We start from the raw sequence: 7,000 nt of genomic DNA on the forward strand, positions 1-7,000 counted from the left end.
CCATCGAATCGACCGCCACCGCCGCAACGAAGGGAAACGAAATGACCACGACCAGCTACGACGTGACGGGGATGACCTGCGGCCACTGCGCCAGCGCCGTCACCAGCGAGCTCAAGAGCCTGGACGGCGTCAGCGACGTCTCCGTCGACCTCGTCGCCGGCGGGACCTCGTCGGTCACCGTGACTAGCGCCCAGCCCCTCGATCGGGCGCAGGTCGCCGCAGCCCTCGACGAGGCCGGCGACTACCACCTCGCCTGACGGGCCAGGTCCCTCACGTCCGAAGCGCGATCCATCCCCCAGGAGGCACAGTCATGACCCAGCAGACCACCGCGTCCGACACCGTCAACGACATCGAGCTCGCCATCGGTGGGATGACGTGCGCCTCCTGCGCCGCGCGGATCGAGAAGAAGCTGAACAAGCTCGACGGCGTCACCGCCACGGTCAACTACGCCACCGAGAAGGCCAAGGTCAGCTACCCGACAAACCTCAGCCCCGACGACCTCGTCACGGTGGTGGAGGCCACCGGCTACACCGCGACTGTGCCGGCCCGGGCGCCCAGCGGTGACGAGGGCGTGGCCACCACCGAGCCGGACGATCGGGACCGCGAGGCCGCGGGGTGGTGGCAGCGCCTGGTGGTATCGGCCGTGCTGACGGTGCCGGTGCTGGCCATGTCGATGATCCCGGCGCTGCAGTTCGACAACTGGCAGTGGATCTCGCTGACCCTGGCCTCACCCGTCGTGGTCTGGGGTGCCTGGCCGTTCCACCGAGCCGCGGTGACCAACGCCCGTCACGGCGCCGCCACCATGGACACCCTGATCTCGGTCGGCGTCACCGCCGCCTGGCTGTGGTCGCTGTGGGCACTGCTGTTCACCCACGCCGGGATGACCGGGATGCGGATGCCGTTCGACCTCTTCCCCGACGGCGAGGCGGACGTCCACATCTACCTCGAAGTGGCGGCCGCGGTCACCACCTTCATCATCGCCGGCCGCTACTTCGAGGCCCGCGCCAAGCGCCAGTCCGGTGCGGCGTTGCGCGCCCTGCTCGACATGGGCGCCAAGGACGTCGCCGTCCTCCGTGACGGCGCAGAGGTGCGCGTGCCCGTGAGCCAGCTGGCGGTCGGGGACCGGTTCATCGTGCGTCCGGGGGAGAAGGTCGCCACCGACGGTGTCGTCGAGGACGGCACGTCGGCCGTCGACGCCTCCATGCTCACCGGAGAACCAGTTCCCGTCGAGGTCGGGCCCGGCGACGCCGTCGTCGGTGCCACAGTCAACGCCGGCGGTCGCCTGGTCGTCCGGGCTACCCGCGTCGGAGCCGACACCCAGCTGGCCCAGATGGCCCGCCTGGTCGAGGACGCCCAGAACGGCAAGGCCGAAGTCCAACGCCTCGCCGACCGAGTCTCGGCAGTCTTCGTCCCCATCGTCATCGCCCTCTCCCTGGCCACGCTCGCCGGGTGGCTGCTGAGCGGCCACAGTGTCACCGCCGCGTTCACCGCCGCAGTGGCGGTCCTGATCATCGCCTGCCCCTGCGCCCTCGGGCTGGCCACGCCCACCGCCCTGCTCGTCGGCACCGGCCGCGGCGCCCAGCTCGGCGTACTCATCAAGGGCCCCGAGGTGCTCGAATCCACCCGGGTGGTCGACACCATCGTCCTGGACAAGACCGGCACCGTGACCACCGGACGGATGGAGCTGGTCGAGGTCGTCCCCGCCGACGGCGTCGACCCTGCTGACCTGCTCCGACTGGTCGGGGCCCTCGAGAACGCCTCGGAACATCCGATCGGTCAGGCCATCGCCACCGGTGCCACCCAACGACTCGACAGGCAGCTGCCCGACGTCGAGGGGTTCACCTCGACGCAAGGCCTCGGGGTCGCCGGTGTGGTCGACGGCCACGCGGTCGTGGCGGGTCGACCCTCCTGGCTCGCCGGAGAGTGGAGCCAGCCACTGGACGCGCACCTGACGCAGGTGATCGACACCGCCGAGCAGCAAGGCCGGACCGTGATCGCCGCCGGCTGGGACGGAGCGGCGCGCGGTGTGGTCGTGGTCTCGGATGCGATCAAGCCCACCAGCGCCCAGGCCGTGGCCGAGCTGAAGGAGCTGGGGCTGGAGCCGGTGCTGCTCACCGGCGACAACGAACGCGCCGCCCGGGCCGTCGCCGCAGAGGTCGGCATCGCGGAAGTCATCGCCGAGGTCCTCCCAGCCGACAAGGTGGCCGTCGTCGAACGCCTGCAACGCGAGGGCCGCACCGTCGCCATGGTGGGAGACGGCGTGAACGACGCCGCCGCCCTGGCCACCTCGCATCTGGGGATCGCTATGGGCACCGGCACCGACGTCGCCATCGAGGCCTCCGACCTCACCCTGGTCCGCGGCGATCTCCGCGCCGCCGTCGACGCGATCCGGCTGTCCCGGCGCACCTTGCGCACGATCAAGGGCAACCTGTTCTGGGCCTTCGCCTACAACGTCGCGGCACTGCCCCTGGCCGCGCTCGGCTTGCTCAACCCGCTGATCGCCGGCGCCGCGATGGCGTTCTCCTCGGTGTTCGTGGTGTCCAACAGCCTGCGGCTTCGCCGGTTCCAAGCGGTCTCCACGCAGTCAACCGAGACACCGCACCTGGATCACGACTCGACCAGGACCAACCCTTCCAAGGTGGAGGCAGGACGATGACCACGCACCAGCACCCCAGCGGCCGCCACGACCACGACGCGGACGCGCACCGTGACGGCGCCGCCACCGCTGTCCTCGAGGTCTCCGGCGTTCAATGGGCGACCAGCAAGAACGTCGCCGAGGCCGTGCTGTCCCGTCAGCCGGGCGTGATCTCCGTGGACGCCAACCCGGTCGCGCAGACCGCCACCGTCACCTACGACCCGAAGCGCACCAGCATCAGTGAGCTGCGGGACTGGGTCCGCGAGTGCGGCTTCCACTGCGCGGGACAGTCCGTTCCCAGCCACGTGTGCGACCCCATGCTCGAACCAGGTCATGACCACCCCGTCGACCACGCTCGGCAGGTCACGGACGGCGCACACGACGCGCACGCCGGGCATCACGATCACGCCGGAGCTACCGGTCCGGAGTCGCCCGTCTCGTCACCGCACGACGCGATGGGTCACGGCGGTCACGGGGAGATGTCGATGGCCGACATGGTCCGCGACATGCGCAACCGGTTCCTGGTCGCCGTGCTGCTTGCCGTACCCGTCTCGCTGTACTCGCCGATGGGGCGCGACATGCTCGGCTTCGACGCCGCCGCCCCGTTCGGCATGCGCGACGACATCTTCACCCTGATCCTGTCGCTGCCTGTCATCTTCTACTCCGCGTGGATCTTCTTCGACGGCGCCTGGCGGGCCCTGCGGGCCCGGACCCTGGACATGATGGTGCTGGTGGCCGTGGCCGTCGGCGCCGGTTGGCTCTATTCCCTCGGGGTCACTATCACCGGCGGCGGCGAGGTCTTCTACGAGGCCGCGGTCATGCTCACCGCATTCGTGCTGCTCGGCCACTGGTTCGAGATGCGGGCCCGAGGCGGTGCCAACGACGCGATCCGTACCTTGTTGGACCTGGCCCCTCCGATGGCGGTCGTGCTCCGCGGGGGTGAACCCGTCGAGGTCCCAACCTCCGAGGTCCAGGTCGACGATCTGCTGCTGGTGCGGCCCGGGGCGAAGATCGCCACCGACGGCACCGTGGAAGAGGGCGAGTCGGAGGTCGACGAGTCCATGGTCACCGGCGAGAGCCTCCCGGTGCACAAGGCGCCGGGCGACCAGGTCATCGGCGCCACGGTCAACGCCAGCGGCACGCTTCGAGTGCGCGCCACCAAGGTGGGTGCCGACACCGCCCTGGCCCAGATCGTCGCCCTCGTGCAGCAGGCCCAGAACTCCAAGGCCCCCGGACAGCGGCTCGCCGACAAGGCCGCGTTCTGGCTGGTCCTGGTCGCCCTGGTCGGAGGAGTCGGCACCTTCCTGGTTTGGCTCGCGGCCGGCGCCAGCGTGCAGACCGCCCTGCTGTTCGCCATCACCGTCGTGGTGATCACCTGCCCTGACGCCCTCGGGTTGGCCACGCCGACGGCGATCATGGTGGGCTCCGGTCTCGGGGCGAAGCGCGGCATCCTGTTCAAGAACGCCACCGCGATCGAGTCCTCCGCCCGCATCGACACCGTCGTGTTCGACAAGACCGGCACCCTCACCAAGGGGGAACCCGAGGTCACCGAGGTAGTGGTCGACGACTTCGATCAAGACCGGGTGCTGGCCCTCGCCGGCGCACTCGAACGCGAGTCCGAACACCCGCTCGCAGACGCCGTCGTGCGATACGTCGACGCCACCGATGTCCCGCGGCTGCGCGCCACCCGCTTCCGCAACGTCACCGGCATCGGCGCCCTCGCCGAGGTCGACGGCCACCAGGTCGCCATCGGCAACCGACGCCTGATGGAGTCCGAAGGCGTCACGATCGGCGACCTGGGCGCGCGGCGCGACGAGATCGCCTCCGGTGGCCGCACGGCAGTGTTCGTCGCCGTCGACGGTCGGGCCGTCGCCGTGATCGGCATCGCCGACGCGGTCCGTGAGACCTCCGCCGCGGCTGTCGCGGCACTCCACGAGGCGGGCATCAGGGTGGCGATGCTGACCGGTGACAACCGGGCAACTGCCGAGCGGATCGCCGAGGAGCTGGGGATCGACGACGTGATCGCCGAGGTGCTGCCCGAGGACAAGGCGCATCAGGTCCAGCAGCTGCAGGCTCAGGGACGCACCGTCGCGATGGTGGGCGACGGAGTCAATGACTCTCCCTCGCTCGTACAGGCCGATGTCGGCATCGCCGTGGGCGCGGGCACTGACGTCGCGATCGAGGCCGCCGACGTCGTCCTCATGCGGTCCGACCCGCTGGACGTCCCAGTGGCGCTGACGATCGGCCGGGGCACGCTGCGAAAGATGCGCCAGAACCTCGGCTGGGCGGTGGGCTACAACGCGATCGCCCTACCGATCGCGGCGGGCGTGTTCGAGCCCGCCTTCGGGCTGGTGCTCCGACCTGAGGTTGCCGCATTGTCGATGTCCGGGTCCAGCTTCCTAGTGGCTGTCAACGCGCTCCTGCTCAAGCGCCTGCGGTTGCCTGCACAGCCCGCGGATGCTGAGCCGGTAAGAGACGAACGCCTTCAGCCCGTGGGCTGACACTTGTCCCCTGCAAGGGCTTGCCGAGCTGTGCGGCGGCAAGCCCTCGCATGTAGTCACTGCTGACCCAGCTCCTTTGGCAGTGGCTGGGCCAAGAGCGCCCGCAGGAACTCTCGGGCACTCCATTGAGCATCCGAAAGGGTCGAGGCCGAGCCTTGGAAATCGGGGACGGGTCGTGCGTCGGCTTCTTCCTTCGTCGTAGCCGGTCCGTTCTCCTCGATGTCCTGGACCAGCCAGTCCATCTCCTTGATCTCCTTGCGCTGCGTCGCCGCGATGCCGTCCGCTAGCTCACGAACCCGGACGTCCTCGATCCCTGCTCTCTCGCGGGACTGCTGAAGGTCTGGTTGTCACTCGTGGTGAGTGGTTTCAGGCCGCGTCAGCGGCCGCGTAGATGGTCTCAAACTCGATCGGGGTCAGCTTCCCGAGTGCCCGTTGGCGGCGCCGGCGGTGGTAGGTCCGTTCGATCCAGGTCACGATCGCCAGCCGGAGCTCTTCTCGGGTGCGCCAGCGTTGCCGGTTGAGGACGTTCTTCTGCAGCAGCGCGAAGAAGGACTCCATCGCGGCGTTGTCCCCGGCCGCACCGACACGGCCCATCGACCCGGTCAGGCCGTGGTGCTTCAGCTCCTCGACGAACCTCCTGGACCGGAACTGGCTGCCCCGGTCGGAGTGGACCGTGCACCCGACCACTGCGGCTGGTCCACCACGGCGAGCGACCGCACTCGACAAGGCCGCGACCGCGATGCGGGTCTTCATCCGCGAGTCGATCGAGTAGCCCACGATCCGTGCCGAGAAGACATCCTTGATCGCGCAGAGGTAGAGCTTCCCCTCATCGGTGTGGTGCTCGGTGATGTCGGTCAGCCACAGCTGGTTCGGCGCATCCGCGGTGAAGTCACGTTGGACCAGGTCGTCGTGGACCGGCGGCCCGGGACGCTTCGCGGTACCCCGTCGCCGGCTGTGTGCGGAGAAGATCCGGGCCTGCGAGCACAGCCGCCAGACCCGCCGCTCCGACGCGACGTGGCCGGCCGCGGCGAGCTCGTCGGCGACGAACCGGTAGCCGAACTCCGGGTCGTCGGTGTGGACGTCGAGCGCCGCGTTGATCAGGTAGGCGTCGGCCAGGTCGCGGTCGCTGACCGGGTCGCGCTCCCAGGCGTAGAACGCTTGGCGGGAGAAGCCCAGCACCCGGCAGGTCACCGCGACGGGAATCTTGTCGGCGGCAAGGTCACGGACCAGCGGGAACGTCATTTGGGAACTGGCCGAGCTTCAGATTCGCCTGCGACAGATAGGCCGCTGCGCGGCGTAGGACCTCGTTCTCCTGCTCGAGGAGCCGGATCTTCTTCCTGGCCTCACGCAGTTCGGCGTTCTCGGCACTCGTGACACCGGGCTTTACGCCGTCCTCGACGTCAGCTTTCGCGAGCCAGTTGCGCAGGCAGGACTCGCTGATCCCGAAGTCCTTCGCGATCTGAGCCACGGGCGCGTCACCGCGTCGGGCGACCGCGACGACGTCGTCGCGGAACTCCTTGGGATGGGGAGCAGGCATGGTCGAGATCCTTCCAGCGGCGACAGATGTGATGTCGCCACAGGTCAGGTGACAACTGAACCTTCAGCAGTCCCCGCTGGTCAAGATGGCGATCGAGTGGTGGGGGATCATCGCCTCCATGTAGCTCTCGTCATCGACGAGGACCTGCGAGCGCGACAGGTACAAAGCTGTACCGCCAAGCACGATCGCGCCCAGGACGATGCCGACGTGAATCGCCCCGGGTCTGGTGGAGGCTCTCAATCCATGGAGGATGAGAGTCATGGCAGCATCCAGGAAGTACCCCGACGAGCTGCGTGAGTGCGCGACTCGGATGGCGGTAGAGCTGCG

At 69.0% G+C, this 7,000-nt stretch carries 4 protein-coding genes and 2 pseudogenes; 3 read left to right on the forward strand and 3 right to left on the reverse strand.

Going from position 1 to position 7,000, the window contains the following annotated elements; genetic code table 11:
- The first annotated feature begins 41 nt into the window (after positions 1-41).
- From QWY28_RS22330 to QWY28_RS22340, 3 genes are read left to right on the forward strand one after another with little or no spacing between them, the layout of a single operon-like run.
- On the forward strand, positions 42-257 hold the full coding sequence (locus QWY28_RS22330; RefSeq protein ID WP_030485937.1) for a heavy-metal-associated domain-containing protein: 216 nt from the start codon (positions 42-44) through the stop codon (positions 255-257).
- 53 nt (positions 258-310) lie between these two features.
- On the forward strand, positions 311-2,656 hold the full coding sequence (locus QWY28_RS22335; RefSeq protein ID WP_300955132.1) for a heavy metal translocating P-type ATPase: 2,346 nt from the start codon (positions 311-313) through the stop codon (positions 2,654-2,656).
- Positions 2,653-5,136, forward strand: coding sequence for a heavy metal translocating P-type ATPase (locus QWY28_RS22340; RefSeq protein ID WP_300955133.1), 2,484 nt, complete (start codon positions 2,653-2,655; stop codon positions 5,134-5,136). The genes QWY28_RS22335 and QWY28_RS22340 overlap by 4 nt, the downstream gene beginning before the upstream one ends.
- Positions 5,137-5,192: 56 nt before the next feature.
- Here the strand turns inward: QWY28_RS22340 and QWY28_RS22345 are convergent, their stop codons facing one another.
- The 3 genes and pseudogenes from QWY28_RS22345 to QWY28_RS22355 all read right to left on the reverse strand — a co-directional run.
- Positions 5,193-5,378 (reverse strand): hypothetical protein, encoded by a 186-nt coding sequence (locus QWY28_RS22345; RefSeq protein WP_336622431.1) that lies wholly within the window; start codon positions 5,376-5,378, stop codon positions 5,193-5,195.
- A 124-nt stretch (positions 5,379-5,502) separates the two neighbouring features.
- A pseudogene (locus tag QWY28_RS22350) lies at positions 5,503-6,673 on the reverse strand (IS3 family transposase).
- Positions 6,674-6,736: 63 nt separating this feature from the next.
- Positions 6,737-7,000: pseudogene (locus QWY28_RS22355) on the reverse strand (hypothetical protein); the annotation flags it as partial.

Origin of the sequence: Nocardioides oceani (assembly GCF_030412965.1) — a bacterium.
Taxonomy (GTDB): domain Bacteria; phylum Actinomycetota; class Actinomycetes; order Propionibacteriales; family Nocardioidaceae; genus Nocardioides; species Nocardioides oceani.

Coding starts and splice junctions, on each gene's coding strand:
- QWY28_RS22345 (WP_336622431.1), bottom strand. CDS start 5,378: ATGGACTGGCTGGTCCAGGACATCGAGGAGAACGGACCGGCTACGACG.
- QWY28_RS22330 (WP_030485937.1), top strand. CDS start 42: ATGACCACGACCAGCTACGACGTGACGGGGATGACCTGCGGCCACTGC.
- QWY28_RS22335 (WP_300955132.1), top strand. CDS start 311: ATGACCCAGCAGACCACCGCGTCCGACACCGTCAACGACATCGAGCTC.
- QWY28_RS22340 (WP_300955133.1), top strand. CDS start 2,653: ATGACCACGCACCAGCACCCCAGCGGCCGCCACGACCACGACGCGGAC.